The organism is Mesobacillus campisalis (assembly GCF_000986785.1).
Lineage (GTDB): Bacteria > Bacillota > Bacilli > Bacillales > Cytobacillaceae > Mesobacillus_B > Mesobacillus_B campisalis.
In genome coordinates this window covers 12,462-30,527 of sequence record NZ_LAYY01000040.1, presented here as the reverse complement: position 1 = coordinate 30,527, position 18,066 = coordinate 12,462, and the positions used below count along the sequence as shown (strand labels likewise).

Sequence of the window (18,066 nt, the reverse complement as noted above, 5' to 3'; positions counted from 1 at the left end):
GGGATAACAGGCTTATCTCCCCCAAGAGTCCACATCGACGGGGAGGTTTGGCACCTCGATGTCGGCTCATCGCATCCTGGGGCTGTAGTCGGTCCCAAGGGTTGGGCTGTTCGCCCATTAAAGCGGTACGCGAGCTGGGTTCAGAACGTCGTGAGACAGTTCGGTCCCTATCCGTCGTGGGCGCAGGAAATTTGAGAGGAGCTGTCCTTAGTACGAGAGGACCGGGATGGACGCACCGCTGGTGTACCAGTTGTCTTGCCAAAGGCATCGCTGGGTAGCTATGTGCGGACGGGATAAGTGCTGAAAGCATCTAAGCATGAAGCCCCCCTCAAGATGAGATTTCCCATAGCGTCAAGCTAGTAAGATCCCTGAAAGATGATCAGGTTGATAGGTCAGAGGTGGAAGCACGGTGACGTGTGGAGCTGACTGATACTAATCGATCGAGGACTTAACCTAATTGAAAAGCGGAGGCGACTGTACAGCCTCGACCAGCGCTGGAGGGCCAGCAATTGAAGTCGTTCTTTGACTTCAAATGATGACCGAAGCGACTCGAGAGGCTAGGAGCCGGAGCTGGACAAGAACGATACTCGAAATTGCAAACCTTCTGAAATGCATTATCCAGTTTTGAGGGAACAACCCTCATTTCAATAAAATAGTCTGGCGGTGATGGCGAGAAGGTCACACCCGTTCCCATGCCGAACACGGAAGTTAAGCTTCTCAGCGCCGATGGTAGTTGGGGGTTTCCCCCTGTGAGAGTAGGACGCTGCCAGGCGAAAAGACAAAGAATTTTTCTCTGTCTTTTTTTATTCGGAGGATTAGCTCAGCTGGGAGAGCATCTGCCTTACAAGCAGAGGGTCGGCGGTTCGATCCCGTCATCCTCCACCATGAATATTTGGATTGGCCTTTCTACTTGAAAGAAAAACAGCAGTTAAACATTTGCGGGTGTGGCGGAATTGGCAGACGCACCAGACTTAGGATCTGGCGCCGCAAGGCGTGGGGGTTCGACTCCCTTCACCCGCACCAAAAAATGCGCCCGTAGCTCAATTGGATAGAGCGTCTGACTACGGATCAGAAGGTTATGGGTTCGACTCCTTTCGGGCGCGCCATTTTTCATATAGAAAACCTTATTGTTTTTTAAAAAAGGTTTCGTTTAATATAGGAGAGCTGTCCGAGAGGTCGAAGGAGCACGATTGGAAATCGTGTAGACGGTTACCGCTGTCTCAAGGGTTCGAATCCCTTGCTCTCCGCCATAAAAATAATTATTTCTTATGCCGGTGTGGCGGAATTGGCAGACGCGCACGACTCAAAATCGTGTTCCGCAAGGAGTGTCGGTTCGACCCCGACCACCGGTATCAATAGAGCACGGATTCCAAAATTGAATTAGTCAAAATGACGAACGCCTTCTACTTCGGTAGGAGGCGTTTTTTAGATGAAATTGGTAACCTTAAATGGACATATTTGGATTTTTCGATGAAAGAACTCGGCAGGCTGGAGCACTGCCGAGTTCTTTTTAACAAGGTATCAATATTATCTGTCTATTGTTTGATAATGCAGCTTTGGCTTAAGCGCGGCTGACAAAGAACGGTAATTCTTCAATTCCAAGCATACGCGCATAGGTAAATAGCTGGCCTTTATGGTGAATTTCATGGTCTCTGGCCGTCTCCAGCATCACGCTTCCTGTCATTTTCATGCCGCTGAAATCAATAAGTTTACCAAGTTGTTCGCCAGTCAGGGACTCTAGGACTGCCTGGGTTAGTTCTGTTTGCTCCTGGACAACTTCCTTTAGCTTCTGGACGCTCTCAACAGCATTAGGTCCGGATGGAGGAGTGAACTCCCCGTTTTTCACTGTCTGTGCAAACATGGCAGTTGCGCCGGTGGTATGCAGGACTAGTTCCGAAAGCGTCATTCCGTTTTCCCATGGCTTGTAGTTAAGCTGGCCATCATTCAAGGTGTCGAGCAATTCAATCAAGGCCTTGCGATGGCTCATCCAGCCAGAGGTGAATCCTTTTGTATTTTCCATCTTACATTCGCTCCTTTGCAAAATCGTTGTGATTCTTCCAAAACTAATTATATCCCATTCCTTATTAGAGTGGATAAAAGAAAGCCGGGCTTGAGGAAAGCAGCCCACAAACCCGTCTGTCAATGCAGGGAGTACCTATATTTTCATCTTTTCTTTTCGCTTGTGCTCTTCAAAGCTCAAGTCCAGCATGGGAACTTCCAGGAAATGCTTGATTGCCAGTGCACAGGCTCCCATGATACTAGATCGCTTTCCGATCCTGGAGACGGATAATTCCCGGTAATGGCTGATGGAGGATACCAAGTTTTTTTTGATTTCGTCAATGTATGCAGGATTTTGGCGAAGCAGCTCGCTGTCAAGGACAATAACGTCAGGGTTATAAATGTTTATCATGTTGTTTAACCCGATGGTCAAAAAGTAAATAAACTGCTCCATTTGCTGGTGGACCGTCTCATCGCCCTCCTTTAGCCAATTGAGAACCTGCGTATAGGTGATGCTTTCCATGCCTTTCTTTTTAGAAAGTTCTTTGAAAAAGCTAGTCTCGGATGCATATTGCTCCCAGCATCCAAAGTTTCCGCAATTGCAGGGCTTTCCGCCTGGCATGACAATCATATGGCCTATTTCACCTGCGAACCCTTCATTGCCGCGGAAGAACTCATTATTCACCATTACACCCAAGCCAATGCCGGACAGGAAGCTTGTACTGACCAGGTTATCCGCCTGATGGTAAATAAATACGCGCTCCGCAAACGATGAAAGATTTGCATTGTTCTCAACGTAAATATCAATGTTAATGGCCCTTTGCAAATCTTCTTTCAATCTTATATCGTGCCATTTGAAACGTGGCACAAATTTAATGATTTCATCTTTGGAAACAAGCCCGTGGATCGCGATGACAATCCCTACAATGCCATAACGCCGATCCTGGCAGGCGTCGATGTATTTATTAATTTGCGATATAAGGATATTCAGGACTTCATTGTAATCAATGGTGTCTATTTTGATTGTCTCGGAGTGTTCCTTTATACCTAGCAAGTCGGATAAGGTAAAGTTGATTTCCCCATAGTCCAAATCAATACCGAGGGCATACCCTGCTTCGCTATTCAATGAAAGCATGATAGGCTTTCTCCCAACCGATAAATGTTCCTGGTCTGTTTCAAGGAGAAGTCCATCTTCAATCAAGTCGGCCACCTGGGCTGAAATGGTTGCTCGTGTAAGGTTGGTGATTTTTGATAAGTCTGCTCTTGAGATCATGCCTTGCTCTATGATCTGTTTAATAATAATGGAACGATTAATTTTCTTGATAAATGCTGCGTCGCCTGTAGCCATATTATCCTCCTGATTCTAGTGCGGGCTTTCTGGAGCTTTACTATTAGTATACCAGCTGAAATAGAAAGAATCTTACTTATTGAAAGCATTATTGACGTTTTAACAAAAAATGTTAAATTTATTCCTATTTTTATAAGTTTAGTAAACAAATAAATTAGTCATATGATGAAAGGGTTTACACTATTATAGCCCGATACTGCCACAAATTTCAATGTGGGAGAAGCGAAGCAATACAAGGTTTTATTCAGCAGGATTTTTAAGTGGGTTTTGGTGTTCAGACGAGGGTCACGGAATTTTTTTATGTGGAACGCTCTTTAAGAGCGGAGGGTGCCATTATTGTGTATAATAATCCGGTACGGTTCTTCAGAATCGGTGTAAAACTTAGAGAAGAATTGAAAAAAGTCCAACTTCATGTTTTTGATTTAAAACACGAAGAATGGGATGATAATATAAAGTGCTATTTGATAGGGATGACCTGCCAAATTCGCTAAAAACGAGGTGGATAAACTTGATTGAAAAAATACTACAGCAAGTTCAGGATGGGACTTTAACAGCTGCAGAAGCAAAGGAAAAATTGGCCACATATGAGAATCTCGGGTTTGTTAAAATTGACCACCATCGCAAAAAAAGAGTGGGATTTGCGGAAATTGTTTTCGGAGAGGGAAAAACATCCGCACAAATTTTAGCCATTGTCCAATCCTTAAGGCAAAGGAATGAATCGGTACTAGTTACACGAATTTCACAGGAGAAGGCACAATTTATCCGGGAGCAATATCCTGAAATGCAATACCATGAAGCAGCGAGGATTCTGGCCTGGAAAAATGAAGAAACCAGTGTTGCTGATAATAAGGGATATATTGCAGTTGTCTGTGCTGGCACCTCCGATTTGCCTGTCGCCGAAGAGGCGGCAGTCACCGCAGAAACTCTGGGATGCAATGTGAAAAGGGTTTACGATGTTGGCGTGGCTGGCCTCCATCGTCTGCTTGACAATATTGAGACCATCCAGGGAGCTACGGCGACCGTGGTTGTTGCCGGCATGGAAGGTGCTCTTCCAAGCGTAGTTGGCGGACTGATTGGAAATCCTATCTTTGCTGTTCCGACAAGTGTTGGCTATGGTGCTAATTTTAACGGTTTGTCAGCATTGCTGACCATGTTGAATTCCTGCGCTTCCGGAATAAGTGTGGTAAACATTGACAACGGCTTCGGAGCCGCCTATAACGCGGTACTTATCAATCAACTGGCTTATAAGGGAGCTGAATCGAATTGAGCATTTTGTACTTTGACTGCTTTTCAGGCATCAGCGGGGACATGGTGATCGGCGCTTTAATTCACGCCGGTGCGGATCCGGCCCTGATGGAAAAGGAATTGAAAAAACTAAATATCCAGGAAGAATATGAGCTAAAGTGGACAAATGTAATTAAAAATGGCATATCCGCTGTGAAATTTGACGTTCTGCTGAAGGATGTTCATGACCACAGCCATGAACATAGCCATGTTCACAGTCATGATCACAGCCATGACCACAGCCATGACCACAGCCATGATCACAGCCATGACCACAGCCATGATCACAGCCATGAACATAGTCATGACCACAGCCATGACCATAATCATGACCACAGCCACGATCATAGTCATGGCCATAGTCATTCGCACGATCACCATGGTCAGCGCAATTATAAGCAAATTGTACAGATGATAGAATCTGCCGGATTCAGTGATTCTGTCAGGGACATGGCTTTGAGGATTTTCAGGAAGATTGGTGAGGCAGAGGGCAGGATTCATGGTGTAACTCTTGAAAAGGTCCATTTTCACGAGGTAGGAGCCGTTGACTCCATAATCGACATTATTGGTACAGCTATTTTGATTGACCAGCTAGGTGTCACCGCAGTCAAATCCTCACCTGTCCCGGTAGGAACAGGGAAAATCAGCATTGATCATGGAATCTATCCTGTTCCCGCTCCGGCTACCCTTGAAATTTTAAAAGGCGTTCCGGTTTTAGGGGGAGACGTCCGGGGAGAACTGGCTACGCCTACAGGCGCTGCTATTGTTTCAGTGCTTGCCGATGAATTTTGTTCCCTTCCGTCCATGAAAGTGAAGTCCATCGGATACGGAGCAGGCACCAAAACATTCAGGGAGCATCCCAATGTCTTGCGTGTCATCCTTGGAGAATAAGTGCAGCCTGGCGTGAAAGGAGTGGCGCGCATGGCAAAACATCCGCCAAATCATGAACATACCGATGATCGAATGGTCAAGATGGAAGTCAACCTGGATAATATTTCGGGAGAATGGCTTGGCTATGTAATGGACTTATTGTTTGATGAGGGTGCAAATGATGTTTTTTATACCCCTATTTATATGAAAAAGAATCGTCCTGCCGTACTTCTCCAATTATTATGCCCGAGCAGCAAAGTGGATGCCATGAAACAAATCCTCTTTAGAGAAACAACGACCCTTGGTGTCCGTTATTATCCTCTAACTGTGCACCGTTTGGAACGGGTGTTTAAAAAGGTACATACAAAGTGGGGCGTGGTGACGTTCAAAACAGGCATGCATGAGGGGAAGGTTGTGCAAAAATCACCTGAATTTGAAGAGTGCCGCATCATTGCGGAGCGTTATCAAATCCCTTTGAAAATGGTCTATGAGGAAGTATGGAAGTCTTACCATGAAGGCGTTGAACAGGGAAATTAACAGTGTGCTTAAAGTATCAGGCCCTCCTACCCGGAGGGCCTTTTTCTATTCAATGGAACTTACAGCGGCATGGGCGCATGAATTCAATTCATTGATGGCAGGCTGCAGTGTTTGCACATATGGCACCGAGTCCTTATCCTGGATAAAGTCCATTAAGGTTGTAACGATATATTTGGCGATTTGGTCCACGGGAACACCGAAACTGGTTAAGGGCACCTCAAGATTGGCCATCTGTGGAATATTGTCATAGCTAATGACGGAAACATCTTTGGGAATGATATAATTGGCTTCCCGCAATGCCCGGACAATTCCTGCACTGATATCATAGCTTCCTCCGATGATCGCTGTCGAACAAAAACCGGATTTTAATAATTTGCTTGTTGCTGTGTAGCCGTCATACCAGTCCAAACCGGCAGTATTCACAAGATGGTTGCTGCTGATCGGAAGGCCATGTTTTTTCATGGCCCGGTTGAAGCCATAATATTTCTCTGTTTGACGTTCATCATCCAAAGAAAAGTCGCCGACGAAGGTGATTTTCCGGTGGCCCAGGCTATAAAGGTAATCTACGGCAGTATGCATGGCTTCCTGATAGTTGACATCGATGACGGGAATATTTTTATTCTTTGCAACCCCGTATGTCACCATGGGGATGGAGGAAGCGTCCAATCTCTCATAATTCTGTTCATCAAAGACAATCACTCCATCGACATTAAACCGTTTAAACATATCAAGAGAGGATTTAAGCGGACTAATAGATAAAATCATTGAATAGGAATGCCTGCTGATTTCCTCATTTATCTTGGTCAGCAGCGTGGATGGGGCAACGCGCTCGACAGTTGGCCAAATCAAACCAATCACTTTTGATTGCTTTGACACAAGCTGCTGAGCTGCATAATTAGGTTCATAGCCCACTTCATTTGCTATTTTAAGGATTTTTTGTTTTGTTTCAGACCTGACAAGAGGACTGTCATTCAAGGCTTTTGAAACCGTCGAGTAGCTGACTCCTGCAAGGCTGGCAATATCTTTTATCGTAATTGACATAATTCTCACCCAGCATATTAGTTTATATGGAAGTATTGATTTTAACAACGTTGTAATATTTGCGTCAATAAAGAGCGGTTCTTTTCTATTTTCATTGTTGAACAAATAAATGTCAACGCTTACAATTCAAAAAAGTCCCTTTTTTTTGAAAAAAATTATCTTGAAAACTAGCAGAACATCCCTTACTATAAAAGAGTAATAACAACGTTGTTATTACTGATAACATCAAAACTAAGTGGAGTCTGCTGTCTATCAAGTACATTTTGTAAGCGTTTCCTGGAAGCGCTTCCTTACATGCCGTTAGTTTGGATGTGTAAAAATGATAAAAAAGAGGGGGAAGTTTCATGAAAAGAAAGACATTATCTATGCTGTCATTATCGGCAGTACTTGCTGGTTCCGTTTTCCTGGCTGGCTGTGGAAACTCGGAATCCAGCTCTGGTGAAAGCGGAGGATCCGAAAAGGCCGAACCAGTGGTTTTGAAACTTGCTGAAAACCAGCCTGATGATTACCCAACAACGATTGGTGACAAAGAGTTTGCCAAATTGGTAGAAGAAAAGACGGATGGACGCTATAAAATCGAAGTATATTCAGGCGGACAGCTTGGCGATGAGAAAAGTGTAATAGAGCAGGTACAACTAGGAACAATTGATTTGGCACGTGTGAACGGAAGCCCGCTTGCCGAGTTTTCCAAAGACCTTGGCGTGCTGTCCATGCCATACCTTTTTAAAGATGAAACACACCAATGGGATGTCTTGAATGGAGAAACAGGAGAAGAACTATTGGCTACCCTGGAATCTGCAAGCCTTGTTGGGTTAACCTATTATGATTCTGGGGATCGAAGCTTCTACAATACAAAACGCAAGGTGGAAAAGCCGGAGGATTTGAAGGGGCTTAAAATCCGTGTTCAGGAGTCCGCTCTCTTTATTGACATGATTGAGGCATTGGGAGCATCCCCAACTCCAATGGCTTATGGTGAAGTGTATTCCGCTCTTCAAACGGGCGTAATTGATGGTGCAGAAAATAACTTCCCAAGCTATTATTCTTCCAACCATTTTGAAGTTGCCAAGCATTTCACTTTGGATGGACATTCAAGGGTACCGGAAGTGGTCATTGGCTCGAAGAAATTATGGGATAGTTTAAGCGATGAAGACAAGAAAGCCTTCAAAGAGGCAGCGAGAGAGTCACAGGATGTTCAGCGTGAGGCATGGAAAGAACTTGTTGAAAAGTCCAAGCAGGAAGTAGAGGCTGCGGGCAGTGAAATCGTTGAAATTACAGATGTGGCTCCATGGCGCGAAGCTGTACAGCCGCTCTATGACAAATATGGCAAAGACTATAGCCAATGGATTGAAAAAATCGAGAACCAATAATACAAAATAAAAGTTAATGTTGAATAATTGGGCAGCCCCCCCTTCTTTACCTTATCAGCGGTATCAGAAGGAGGAATGGCTGCCCAATCCCTTTCGTTTTGTAAGGTGACGTTCCAGCGCTTGCCGAAGCTGGGCAAGGTGCTTGCGCTTTTCTAAAATAGGAGGCTTTTCCATGAATGGAATCAAGAAACTAAAAAATGGCTTGGACCGCGTTGTAGATTTTATTGGAATATTATTCATAGCGCTTACAACAATTATTGTTTCCGCAACGGTATTTACAAGGTATTTCTTCAGCTACACTCCTAAATGGTCGGAGGAAGTTTCCCTGCTGCTCTTTATCTGGATTGGATTTCTTGGAATTGCGGTTGGATTCAGGGAAAAGCTTCATATTGGAGTTGGCCTGTTTGTCGGCATGATGCCGGAAAAAGCACAGACTTTTTTCGATTATGTAGCGAAGTTCCTGGTCATTGCCGTTTCAATAATCTTTATTATTTACGGATACCAGTTCACCGTACTGATGGGTGGTTCGACAATGCCAGGGACAGGGCTTCCGAACAGTGTCCAGTATTTTGTAGTCCCGGTTACTGGAGTGATCATGCTCATTTACGGCATTGAGTTATTGTTTAAAAAGGGAATGCACCAAGTTCTTGATGAGAACGTTGAGGAGTGATTGAAGTGGAAGTATGGATTTTAATGGGCAGTTTTGTGCTGCTCCTGCTGATGCGTGTTCCTGTAGCATTATGTCTTGTGGTTTCGTCCTTTCTCACAGGAATTTATATGGATATTGACCTGGCAGCCTTGGTGCAAAGAATGGTAAACGGGCTAAAATCCTTTTCGCTCCTTGCAATTCCGTTTTTCATACTGGCAGGGGAGATTATGAATGAGGGAGGAATTTCTCGCCGGTTGATTAACCTTGCCAATGTTCTCATTGGAAAAGTGCGTGGCGGATTGGCAATGGTTAACGTGTTGGCCAGTACATTTTTTGGCGGGATTTCCGGTTCGGCCGTAGCGGATGTTTCCTCCATTGGATCTGTGCTTATTCCAATGATGAAAAAGCAAAAATATGATTCGGATTATGCTGTCAATGTAACCATTTCGAGTGCGGCACAGGGTGTCATGATCCCTCCTAGCCATAATATGATCATCTATTCAACAGCAGCCGGCGGAGTTTCTGTTGGTGCCTTGTTTATGGGCGGCATTCTTCCAGGACTCCTGCTTGGGTTGGCGCTCATGGTCATTACCTATGCCATCGCAATCAAAAGAAACTATCCGAAAGGTGAACCTGTTAGGAAGGAAGAGATTCCTAAAATTGTCCGTGAAGGATTGCTGGGACTCCTGACTGCAGTCATTATCATCGGAGGGATCGTAAGCGGAATCTTCACAGCTACTGAATCCGCTGCCATCGGAGTTGTTTACGCCTTTATCATTACTTTCTTCGTTTACCGGGATATCCCGCTGTCAAGAATGAGCGTTATTTTCTATCGTACGTTTAAAACTTTATCGATGGTGCTGTTTCTCATTTCGGCATCTTCAGCATTTGGCTGGCTGCTGGCCTTGCTTCGCGTACCGGCAATGGTCACAGAGGGATTGCTTGCGTTTTCGCCCAATGATATTGTCACCTTGTTGCTCATTAACTTGATTTTATTGGTGCTGGGAATGTTCATGGATATGGCTCCGCTAATCCTGATCGCTACTCCAATCCTCCTTCCGGTCGCAACGGCGGCAGGAATGGACCCTGTCCAGTTCGGTGTTGTGCTGATTTTGAACCTTGCCATTGGACTGGTTACACCGCCGGTTGGAACAGCGATGTTTGTCGGCTGTGCGATAGGAAAAATCCCGATAGAGAAGTCAGCTAAAAACATGCTTCCATTTTATGGAGCCATGATTGTTGTCTTGTTGCTGATTACCTTCGTACCCCAACTGTCACTCTATTTGCCTAGTGTAATGCTTGATTAAGAAATTTTAAAAAGCAGGTGTTAAAAGATGAAAAACTTCATGGATGAAACATTTCTATTATCGAATGACACAGCCATTGAGCTCTATAATACGTTTGCAAAAGAAATGCCGATTATTGATTACCATTGCCACTTGAGTCCTAAGGAAATCTACGAAAATAAAACCTTCAAGAATATTGCAGAGGCCTGGCTATACGGAGACCACTATAAGTGGAGAGCCATGAGATCAAATGGAATAGAGGAAGATTTCATTACCGGAAGTGCCTCAGATTACGACAAGTTTTTAGCATGGGCCAGGACCGTGCCGATGTCGGTTGGCAATCCGCTCTATAACTGGACTCACCTGGAGCTGCAGCGCTTCTTCGGCATCCACGATATCCTTAATGAAAAAACCGCTCCGATGATTTGGGAAAAAGTAAATGAAAAATTGGCCGGGGACGGTTTTGGGGCAAGAGATTTGATCCGAAAATCAAAGGTAGAAGTCGTGTGCACAACGGATGACCCTGTTGATTCACTTGAATATCACAAGAAGCTGGCTGAATCTGATTTTGATGTGAAAGTACTGCCAAGCTTCCGGCCTGATAAAGGGCTTGAGATCAACCGTGATGGTTATGTGGAGTGGGTAAAGAAGCTCGCCGAAGTGTCAGGAATTGAAATTGCTGACTATGGTGACTTCCTTTCCGCGCTGGAATCCAGGATTGCGTTTTTCCATTCTATTGGCGGACGGGTTTCCGACCATGCGCTTGATAGCATAATGTACGAAGAATCTTCGTTAGAAGAGGCTAAAGCTGTATTTGTGAAGGGGTTAAATGGGGAAAAGGTTTCTCTGGAAGAGGAAAGGAAATATAAGTCCTATACCCTGACTTTCCTTGGAAAGCAGTATGCCCGACTTGGCTGGGCCATGCAGTTCCATATCCATGCCTTGAGAAACAACAATACAAGAATGTTCAACCAGCTGGGACCGGACACTGGCTTTGACAGCATTAACGATGGCCAGATCGCCAAACCTTTGAGCAGGCTTCTGGATTCATTGGATAAGGAAGATGCACTGCCGAAAACCATTCTTTACTCTTTAAATCCAAACGACAATTATGTTATTGGGACTATGATAGGCAACTTCCAGGGCGGAGGGACTCCAGGGAAAATCCAATTTGGAACAGCCTGGTGGTTCAATGACCAAAAAGACGGCATGTTTGAACAGATGAAGGCGTTGGCTAATCTTGGCCTCCTCAGCCGGTTCATAGGGATGCTGACAGATTCAAGAAGCTTTCTATCTTATACCAGGCACGAGTATTTCAGGAGACTTGTATGTGACCTTATTGGAACCTGGGTTGAGAACGGGGAAGTTCCATATGACATGGAACTGCTCGGCGGGATTGTTGAAGGCATTTGTTATCGCAATGCGAAGGAATATTTTCAGTTTTAATAGAAGCTTATCGCATGGGGAAAACAGCAACCTGTTTTACTCCATGCGGTTTTTTTGATGTTGGCCTGATGTAGCGGTCTGCTGCTTTGGTAGAGAACAGGGATGGGATAGGTGGATTCGGACAACATTGTCATGAAATTCTGGCCTCGAGTCCGAAAGCCCCTCGCATTCGGCCAACAAACAACGAAAATCCTATTCTGAAGTCCGAATAACCTCCAAATTGTCACGAGTTTTCGAAATCTTTTTTTAGTTTTAATTGTAGACTTACACTTTTTGGGTTAAAATATATGAGGAAATAAGCCTTTCCTTTGGTAAAAGGATTGCTCTATTATTTTCCTGAACCAGCAGGAAATCATTTTCTGCCATTGACGCAGGGAGCAGGACAATATAGAATTGAAGTAGAGTTTGTTTAGTAAACATACTAATCAAGATATAATCCCATAATCTATCTACATTGGAGGAGTAAGCATGAAGTTTTTCATTGATACCGCAAACTTGGAAGATATTAAAAAGGCTTATAAAATTGGGGTCCTTTCAGGTGTAACGACAAATCCTTCCCTTGTTGCAAAAGAAGGCGTTAAATTTGAAGACCGTATTGAAGAAATTCTTCAGGCTGTTCCTGAAGTTGAGTCTGTATCAGCAGAGGTTACTCCAGATGCACTGACGGCGGACGAAATGATTGCCCAGGCAGAGGAATTAATTAAAATCAATGGCGGAGACCCAAATATCACCATTAAGCTCCCAATGACGCTGGCTGGCCTTGAAGCAACACGCTATTTATCGCAAAAAGGGGTAAAAACAAATGTTACCCTCATTTTCACAGTAAACCAGGCTCTATTGGCAGCGCGAGCAGGAGCAACTTATGTTTCACCGTTCCTTGGGCGTCTGGATGATATCTCCGAGGACGGAGTGCAGTTGGTATCCAAAGTGGCCGAGCTGTTCCGTGTCCATAACCTGGATGCGCAAATTATCGCTGCTTCTGTTCGCCATCCTGACCATGTTACACGTGTGGCCATGGCTGGGGCACATATCGCCACTATTCCATTTTCCGTAATCGAGCAGATTTCCAAGCACCCTTTAACAGATCAGGGGATGGAAAAATTCGCGGCTGATTGGGAAAAAGCACTTAAAAACTAAGGTCTAACCAAAGTTGTTTTAGCTTGCCAGGGGTTCTGGCAATTCAAAGCCAGTGTGCAAATGTCACACTGGCTTTGTCTTTTGTCTGAAAGGGTGTTTGGAATTTTCTATTACCAAAACCTCCGGGCTACCGTTAGGTTTCTTCTATCTGTAAAAGGATCCATTTGAACTTCAGCCTTATCAGGCCATTGTATTCAAGCTAACATGAAGAGCCAGTAAAAAAGCAGCCCGCATTCACCTGGAATGCGGGCTGCCTTAACACCAGATTATTTTGTTAATGAAACTTCGTGGAAGAAAGGAGTTCCACTGAAGTTAACGAACAGTCCATCTACTCCGTTCATACCGTGAACAAAGTCAGGATGCTGCAAGTAGACCATCGGCGCTTCGTCAATCAGGATTTGGGAAACTTCTGCGTAAGCAGCATTCCGTTCTTCCTGGTCTGTAGCAGTACGGCCTTTGTCCAGTAACTCGTCAACTTTCGTGTTTGTATAGAAAGAACGGTTACCAGGATTTCCGTGCATGGAAGAGTGGAACAGGGCATACAGGCCATAGTCGGCATCGCCAGTTACAGTAGTCCATCCAAGGACGAACATTTCATGCTCACCAGCAGCTGTCTTCTCGAGGAATGCACCCCACTCAATAGTTTCAATGGAAACTTCGATTCCGATTTCGCCCAATTGTGCCTGGACCAGCTCGGCGATGTCAGAACGTTCTTTACTTCCTTCGTTGACATAAAGGGTAGTTTTGAAGCCATCCGGGAGCCCCGCATCAGCAAGCAATTTCTTGGCTGCTTCCACATCAAAGTCAAGCGGCTTTAAGTCCTGGGAGTTTCCTACAACAGTAGGAGCAAGCGGACCGACAGCTGCTACACCCTGTCCGTCAAGGATTCCGTTTACAATGTCTTCCTTGTTGATGGCCATTGCAACTGCCTGGCGGACTTTAACATCATCGAATGGCTCTTTATTAATGTTGAAACCAACATAGTCCATACGAGTACCTTTCACGCGGTCAAGCTCAACGCCCTCAATGCCTTCAACTTGAGTAACATCGGAAGAGCCTACAAGCATTACATGTGCTTCGCCAGTTTCAAGCATTGCTACGCGTGTAGCCTGCTCAGGGATAACCTTGAAAACGATGGAGTCAAGCTTGGCTTTTTCTCCCCAGTAATCATCATTGCGCACAAACTTGATTTCTGCACCGCGGTTCCAGGATTCGAATTTGAATGGACCTGTACCTACAGGGTTTTCGTCAACTTTCTTTCCACCGCTCTTTTCTTCTTCAATAGCTGAAGGAGCGATGATGGAACCGGCATTATGTGCCAAGTGGGCTGGAAGCGGAGCAAAAGGCTCTGCTGTTTTAAGCTGGACAGTATGGTCGTCCACAACCGTTACTTCAGTGATCATGTTCAGAACAACAGCACGAGGAGAAGCAAACTCAGGGTCGATCAGACGCTCGAGGCTCATCTTGACTGCTTCGGCCGTGAAGTCGGAACCATCGTGGAACTTGACTCCCTGGCGCAGCTTGAATTCCCATGTTTTATCATCAACTTGGTTGAACTCTTCTGCAAGCGACGGTACAACAGAACCATCTTCCGCGTATTCTGTCAAACGGTCGAAAATTTGCGTTGTAGCATTGGTAGTTGCTGTGTCGTTCATTCCGTGAGGATCCAATGTAGGCGCATCGGATGGAGTGACGAATACCAGCTCTCCGCCTTCTTGTGCCGGAGCTTCTTCATTGGTGTTGCCTTCTTTTGTATCGTCCTCTTCATTGGAAGCGCTGTTTCCGCCGCTGCATGCTGCTAAAGCAAGCACAAAGGCAAGCATGAGCATAAGGAAAATATTCTTTTTGGCCTTCATTCTTTTACCCCCTATTTCCTAATATTCTGATTTTTTCCATGAGTACATGGTCTCGTTTATAATAATCTAAAAATTACAAACTATCAAGAAAGTTTAGTGAAAATTTAACATTTTTAATACTTTTTGGCGATAAAGCAATAAAGTGGAAATTTTTGCAGAAAAGTTTTATTCGCCTCCGAAGCTTCATTTTCACCTTGAAAGCCAGAGAATGGGCCTATAAAGAATAATAGAAACTGATTTTCGAGCCAATTTTTTATAAATATATAATAATCAAACTATTGTAATATTTTAGGCAACTCGCTATGATATTACTAGTTGTGTGAAATTAATATTACAAATATTAAATTTATTTGAACAAAGAAAGGATGGGAATAAAGCATGAATGAACCGCAGCTTCAGCCGGCCACTGGCACGCCTGTAATCGGGGGAAATACGAGAGCTGCTTCGTGGAAAGTGTTTTATAAGAAGCTCTCCAAAAATAAAGCTGCATTGGCAGGAGCATTGATTGTCTTTATTTTTGTTTTGCTTGCACTGCTGGCGCCGTATATCGCACCATATGAACCGAACAAGATGCAGATTGCGAACAAATTGCAAGGACCTTCTGCCGAACACTGGCTCGGGACGGACGATAAAGGGAGGGATATCTTAAGCCGGATTCTTTATGGGTCCAGGATTTCCTTGACCGTAGGAATCCTGTCAACCGTGCTGGGAGCTGCCATAGGTATTGTGCTTGGAATTGTCTCTGGTTATTACGGCCGCTGGGTCGATTCCCTCATCATGAGAATTTGCGATGTCCTGCTTGCCTTCCCTGGAATCCTGCTAGCTCTGGCAATCGTGAGCGTGTTGGGCGCAAGTACCGTAAATGTCATTATAGCGGTCGCTTTCTTTGCGATTCCAACTTTCGCCCGCATTGTGCGCGGCTCGACCCTGGCTGTGAAAAAACTGGAATATATCGATGCAATCAAGGCCGTGGGAGCGAGAGACTCAAGGATCATTTTCAGGCATATCCTTCCGAATATCACCTCGCCGATTATCGTACAGGCTACGCTATACATTGCTTCTGCGATCATCACAGCAGCAGCCCTTTCCTTCTTAGGCATGGGAACGCAGCCGCCAGATCCTGAATGGGGCACGATGCTGAGCCAGGGGCGCTCGTACATCCGCCAGGCCCCGCATATCACCCTGTTCCCGGGATTGGTGATCTTGCTTGTGGTTGTGGGCTTTAACCTGTTTGGGGATGGACTGCGTGATGCGCTGGACCCAAAAACAAAAAAATAACGCTGGGAAGTGAATGAACATGTTTGTATTTATCCTGCGAAGGCTGTTTCAGACCATCCCTGTCATGATTGGGGTAACACTGGCCGTTTTTCTGATGATGCACCTCATTCCTGGGGACGCTGCGAAAATCATGGCTGGGGAAAATGCCAATCCGGATCAGATTGAACAGATGCGCGAAAATCTGGGCCTAAACGACCCGCTTCATATACAATATCTACGTTTTGTCACAAATGCTGTTCAGGGAGACCTGGGCAATTCGATTCGTACTTCCCGTCCAGTGACAGAAGAGATCTTTTCATCCCGATTCGCCATCACTGTGCAGCTGGCGCTGATCGGAACGGCTGCAGCTGTATTGCTTGGACTGGTTGCTGGAATCATTTCGGCTACAAGGAAGTACTCAGCTGCGGATGTGGGTATTATGCTTGTGGCTTTGCTTGGACTGTCCCTGCCTAACTTTTGGCTCGGAATTATGCTAATCTATCTTTTTTCGGTCAATCTAGGCTGGCTTCCTGTTGCTGGCTGGGGAACATGGGAGCATATGATTCTTCCTGCCATAACGCTGGGTACGGGGGGAGCGGCCATTATTGCCAGGATGACCAGATCAAGCATGCTGGAAGTGCTGAATCAGGATTTTATTCGCACCGCCTATGCGAAGGGTGTTAGTGACAAAGTTGTTATTTATAAACATGCGCTCCGAAATGCGCTTATCCCAGTGGTAACCGTGGTGGGACTGCAGTTTGGCGGTCTTCTTGGCGGTGCGGTCATAACGGAAACCGTCTTTGCCATCAATGGACTGGGCCGGCTGATTATCGATTCGATCCGGGCACATGACTTCCCAATGGTACAGGGAACGATACTAGTTTGTGCAGTCCTCTTCGTTCTGGTCAATTTCCTTGTCGACATTACGTACCGACTGATTAATAAACGCATTGATTTAAACTAGGGGTGTAAACACGATGGCAAAAACTGTTAAAATTCTTGAAGTAAAAGGTCTCCGCACCTCCTTTTTTACGGATGAAGGGGAGGTAAAGGCCGTTGATGGTGTTGATTTCTCACTTGAAAGAGGGAAAACCATTGGCATTGTAGGGGAATCGGGATCCGGCAAAAGCATAACCTCCCTGTCCATCCTTCGGCTGATTGAAGAGTCCACAGGCCGAATTGTCGGCGGGGAAATCATGTTTAAAGGCGAGAATCTCCTGCAAAAATCGAAAAAGCAAATGATGGCCATCCGCGGTAATAATATCTCGATGATTTTCCAGGAGCCGATGACATCTCTTAACCCTACCTTAACATGTGGTGAACAGATAGCCGAATCCATTCGCATCCATCAAAAGGCAAACCGGAAGGAAGCCTGGGTGAAAGCGGTAGATATGTTGAGGCATGTCGGAATTCCTTCCCCTGAAAAGCGGGCCAAGCAATACCCATTTGAGCTGTCGGGAGGAATGCGGCAGAGGGTGATGATCGCCATTGCGCTGGCATGCAATCCGGAATTGCTGATAGCCGATGAACCTACTACAGCCCTTGATGTGACCATTCAGGCGCAGATTCTTGAACTAATCAAAAAGCTCCAGGAAGAGATGGGCACTTCCCTTATGATCATCACCCATGACCTTGGGGTTGTGGCAGAAATGTGTGACAAGGTTGCGGTCATGTATTGCGGGAAAGTGGTAGAGTATGCGGATGTGAAAACCATATTCACGAATCCGAAACATCCGTACACTGTCGGTTTATTGAACTCTGTTCCTAAACATGACCAGGACTATGAAGGCGATCTTGCAGTGATCCCAGGGGCGGTTCCGAGCCCATTTAACCTGCCTCAGGGCTGTCGCTTTGCACCAAGATGTCCGCATGCACGCGGCATTTGCCGCGAGGAATTGCCGGAATTGCTTGATAGTGCCGACGGAGATCAGGTGCGGTGCTGGATTTATAGTGAAAAGTGGGAGAAACAGGAAGAGGAGGTCCGCTAGAC

13 protein-coding genes, 5 tRNA genes, 2 rRNA genes and 1 pseudogene are annotated in these 18,066 nt (G+C 45.3%); 17 read left to right on the top strand and 4 right to left on the bottom strand.

Features of this window, described 5'->3' with window-relative positions; translation table 11 throughout:
* The 7 genes from WQ57_RS21095 to WQ57_RS21065 form a co-directional block, all read left to right on the top strand.
* Nucleotides 1-456, top strand: a 23S ribosomal RNA gene (locus WQ57_RS21095); the annotation flags it as partial.
* 200 nt (nt 457-656) lie between these two features.
* Nucleotides 657-772: ribosomal RNA gene (gene rrf / locus WQ57_RS21090) — 5S ribosomal RNA — on the top strand.
* Nucleotides 773-809: 37 nt separating this feature from the next.
* A tRNA-Val gene (locus WQ57_RS21085) sits at nt 810-885 on the top strand.
* Between the two features lie 53 nt (nt 886-938).
* Nucleotides 939-1,023: transfer RNA gene (locus WQ57_RS21080), tRNA-Leu, on the top strand.
* Nucleotides 1,024-1,029: 6 nt separating this feature from the next.
* Nucleotides 1,030-1,106: transfer RNA gene (locus WQ57_RS21075), tRNA-Arg, on the top strand.
* Between the two features lie 52 nt (nt 1,107-1,158).
* Nucleotides 1,159-1,250: transfer RNA gene (locus WQ57_RS21070), tRNA-Ser, on the top strand.
* A 20-nt stretch (nt 1,251-1,270) separates the two neighbouring features.
* Nucleotides 1,271-1,352 (top strand) — tRNA-Leu (locus tag WQ57_RS21065).
* A 209-nt stretch (nt 1,353-1,561) separates the two neighbouring features.
* Here WQ57_RS21065 and WQ57_RS21060 read toward each other — a convergent pair.
* Together WQ57_RS21060 and WQ57_RS21055 are read right to left on the bottom strand one after the other, a co-directional pair.
* Complete coding sequence (locus tag WQ57_RS21060) at nt 1,562-2,020, bottom strand: DinB family protein (RefSeq protein ID WP_046525719.1); 459 nt, start codon at nt 2,018-2,020, stop codon at nt 1,562-1,564.
* 135 nt (nt 2,021-2,155) lie between these two features.
* The gene (locus WQ57_RS21055) at nt 2,156-3,346 is read right to left on the bottom strand and encodes an ROK family transcriptional regulator (RefSeq protein WP_046525718.1); all 1,191 of its coding nucleotides are present in this window, start codon (nt 3,344-3,346) and stop codon (nt 2,156-2,158) included.
* A 508-nt stretch (nt 3,347-3,854) separates the two neighbouring features.
* Here WQ57_RS21055 and larB point away from each other — a divergent pair.
* Both larB and larC read left to right on the top strand, forming a co-directional pair.
* On the top strand, nt 3,855-4,613 hold the full coding sequence (larB, locus tag WQ57_RS21045; RefSeq protein ID WP_046525716.1) for a nickel pincer cofactor biosynthesis protein LarB: 759 nt from the start codon (nt 3,855-3,857) through the stop codon (nt 4,611-4,613).
* Nucleotides 4,610-6,037: pseudogene (gene larC / locus WQ57_RS27435) on the top strand (nickel pincer cofactor biosynthesis protein LarC). The gene larB and the pseudogene larC overlap by 4 nt, the downstream one beginning before the upstream one ends.
* A 45-nt stretch (nt 6,038-6,082) precedes the next feature.
* Here the strand turns inward: larC and WQ57_RS21030 are convergent.
* Nucleotides 6,083-7,078 (bottom strand): LacI family DNA-binding transcriptional regulator, encoded by a 996-nt coding sequence (locus WQ57_RS21030; protein WP_046525715.1) that lies wholly within the window; start codon nt 7,076-7,078, stop codon nt 6,083-6,085.
* Nucleotides 7,079-7,422: 344 nt separating this feature from the next.
* Here WQ57_RS21030 and WQ57_RS21025 point away from each other — a divergent pair, with 344 nt between their 5' ends.
* From WQ57_RS21025 to fsa, 5 genes are all read left to right on the top strand, one after another.
* Entirely contained in the window at nt 7,423-8,445 is a 1,023-nt protein-coding gene (locus WQ57_RS21025) for a TRAP transporter substrate-binding protein (protein WP_046525714.1), read from the top strand.
* Between the two features lie 172 nt (nt 8,446-8,617).
* On the top strand, nt 8,618-9,115 hold the full coding sequence (locus WQ57_RS21020) for a TRAP transporter small permease (protein ID WP_046525713.1): 498 nt from the start codon (nt 8,618-8,620) through the stop codon (nt 9,113-9,115).
* Between the two features lie 5 nt (nt 9,116-9,120).
* The gene (locus WQ57_RS21015; RefSeq protein ID WP_084820344.1) at nt 9,121-10,401 is read left to right on the top strand and encodes a TRAP transporter large permease; all 1,281 of its coding nucleotides are present in this window, start codon (nt 9,121-9,123) and stop codon (nt 10,399-10,401) included.
* A gap of 27 nt (nt 10,402-10,428) precedes the next feature.
* Nucleotides 10,429-11,826 (top strand): glucuronate isomerase, encoded by a 1,398-nt coding sequence (uxaC, locus tag WQ57_RS21010; protein ID WP_046525712.1) that lies wholly within the window; start codon nt 10,429-10,431, stop codon nt 11,824-11,826.
* Nucleotides 11,827-12,294: 468 nt separating this feature from the next.
* Nucleotides 12,295-12,963, top strand: coding sequence for a fructose-6-phosphate aldolase (gene fsa / locus WQ57_RS21005; RefSeq protein ID WP_046525711.1), 669 nt, complete (start codon nt 12,295-12,297; stop codon nt 12,961-12,963).
* A 266-nt stretch (nt 12,964-13,229) separates the two neighbouring features.
* Here fsa and WQ57_RS21000 read toward each other — a convergent pair whose 3' ends face one another.
* Entirely contained in the window at nt 13,230-14,819 is a 1,590-nt protein-coding gene (locus WQ57_RS21000; protein ID WP_046525710.1) for a glutathione ABC transporter substrate-binding protein, read from the bottom strand.
* 378 nt (nt 14,820-15,197) lie between these two features.
* Here WQ57_RS21000 and nikC point away from each other — a divergent pair, with 378 nt between their 5' ends.
* Genes nikC through WQ57_RS20985 form a run of 3 tightly spaced genes read left to right on the top strand, consistent with a single transcriptional unit; the run spans nt 15,198 to nt 18,064 of the window.
* Nucleotides 15,198-16,097, top strand: a complete 900-nt coding sequence (nikC, locus tag WQ57_RS20995; protein WP_046525709.1) for a nickel transporter permease — start codon at nt 15,198-15,200, stop codon at nt 16,095-16,097.
* Nucleotides 16,098-16,116: 19 nt separating this feature from the next.
* Nucleotides 16,117-17,040, top strand: coding sequence for an ABC transporter permease (locus WQ57_RS20990; protein WP_046525708.1), 924 nt, complete (start codon nt 16,117-16,119; stop codon nt 17,038-17,040).
* A 13-nt stretch (nt 17,041-17,053) separates the two neighbouring features.
* Nucleotides 17,054-18,064: an ABC transporter ATP-binding protein gene (locus tag WQ57_RS20985; RefSeq protein ID WP_046525707.1), complete on the top strand. Its 1,011-nt coding sequence runs from the start codon at nt 17,054-17,056 to the stop codon at nt 18,062-18,064.
* Nucleotides 18,065-18,066: the final 2 nt, after the last annotated feature.